Annotated in this window: 1 protein-coding gene; it reads right to left on the reverse strand. The window is 49.6% G+C overall.

The features are described 5' to 3' along the window. Positions 1–96: 96 nt before the first annotated feature. Complete coding sequence (locus VF724_RS21065) at positions 97–1,644, reverse strand: 4-hydroxyphenylacetate 3-hydroxylase N-terminal domain-containing protein (RefSeq protein WP_371756199.1); 1,548 nt, start codon at positions 1,642–1,644, stop codon at positions 97–99. Positions 1,645–1,980: the final 336 nt, after the last annotated feature.

Genomic DNA, 1,980 nt, shown 5'->3' on the forward strand with positions numbered 1-1,980 from the left:
TTATTCAGTATTGTCTTTTTCCCTGACTCAATGCGTTCTCGTCTAAATAAATTTCCAACTTTCTTGATTCAGGGTCTTGACATATTACCGCTGGACTTACCCCGTTACAGGGCGTTTAATATGAAGATTGACATCTTCCGGATTCACCCAGCTCGAATCTGTCCACCCGTCCAAATCATACTCGCTCATACATTGCTCCACCATTCCTTTGAACACATCCATGTCGCCGCTGTTGACCGCTTCAATCAGGGCGTGAATGCGGACATCCTCGGTGTTGCCGGTATAATTTTGTTCATACAGCGCATGCCGGGCGCCGAACTCGCTTCCCAATGCATCCCAGAGCAATTTGACCAGCTTGATCTTATCCTGACTGCCGTAGCCATTAGAACCTCGATAAAAACGGTCCAGGTAAGGACGAAGTTCCGGATTCTTAAAATCTTCCGCGCTGGAGGGCTGAACGATCAGACCGCCGGCGACCACGTGTTCAATGATTTCCCTGATGCGCGTCCAGGCCATTGTGGAGAAAACGCGATATGCAGTTCCGTGCACCACATTGGGCAATACGGTTCCGTTCGGCCCGGGGTTTGGATCTTTGGCCATCGCCGTACTGATCGCCCACATCATGTTCCTCCAGGCAATCACTTCCCCGACATTTGCCTTGACACCCCTGAACTCGCTGGTACCGGTCGATTCCACCGCTTTGGTCAAAAGACCGGAAATAAAGTCAAGCTTGACAGCCAAACGGGTGCATCCGTGAAACATAAACAGGTTGACAAACCCGGAACGCGGGAAAAACTCGTTTGCTTTTTGGACATTCCGGTAGACCAAGACGTTTTCCCAGGGAATGAAGGCCTTGTCAAAGATGAGAACGGCATCATTTTCATCCAGTCGGCTGGACAGCGGATTATCGAACGGACTGCCCATTACGGCGGAGTTCATCTCGTAGGACGGGCGGCAGATCAGCTTGACACCCGGCGTATCTTGCGGGGCAAAGAAGGCAAGCGCAAATTCCTCTTTTTGAATCGGGAGGGTACCATTGTATGCCACGAAGTTGTAATTGGTAATGGCCGAGCTCGTCGCCACCATTTTCGCCCCGCTGACAATAATTCCGGCATCGGTTTCCTTCTCTACCCGGATAAAGACATCGCCTACCTCATGAATCGGCTTGTTCCGGTCCACCGGAGGATTGATGATGGCATGGTTCACGAATAGAACTTTTTCTTGAGCCAGCTTATACCAGCGCAGCGCGTTGTCTTCAAAAGGGGCATAAAATTCAGGGTTTCCCCCGAGTGTCGCCAAAAAGGACCCCTTGTAATCGGGCGTTCTGCCCATCCATCCGTATGTCAGCCGGGCCCAGGTTGCAATGGCATCACGGGCGGCCAATAATTCCTCCGTATTGCGGCTCGTCTTGAAATAGCGATGTGTGAAAGTGCCTCCCCCGGTATCGGTGGAAGTGGTCAGAACATCATGGTGCTTTGGATCATGGAGCGCGTCATAAATGCGGGCAATGGATCGGGCAGAATTGCGGAAAGCGGGATGATGGGCAATATTCTTCACCCGTTCCCCATACAGCCAAACCTCTCGGCTGTCCTCCAAACTGTCCAAATACTCCTGACCCGTCATCGGTTTAATCTGGTTTTTCATGTTTATCAATACCCTCCTGTGCTGTTTTTGTATGCGCTGTCATTTTTGATAGTCCCTCTGTAAATTAGGATCATCTTATCACCCGTCTATGCAAAAGTAACCGACCGAACTAAACAGAATTTTTTGTATCTTTCCGTTCAAATAAGACAGTCACAGCACGACAAAAGTTAACCTGAATTTCGAAAGCCCATAATATCAGGGCATACTTGCTAAGTGGAAGGCGTTAGGCTTGTAAATATGTGGATAATTCCCGTGCGAATGGGCCGAATTATCCACATATGGATAAACTCTCCCCCTCCCCAATGAAGGGGCCGGTTCATTTTCCATGTGAGTTTT

The sequence above is a fragment of the Ferviditalea candida genome, assembly GCF_035282765.1.
GTDB lineage: Bacteria > Bacillota > Bacilli > Paenibacillales > KCTC-25726 > Ferviditalea > Ferviditalea candida.

Excerpts from the sequence above, each read along its gene's own strand:
- VF724_RS21065 (WP_371756199.1), bottom strand. The coding sequence starts at position 1,644 with ATGAAAAACCAGATTAAACCGATGACGGGTCAGGAGTATTTGGACAGT.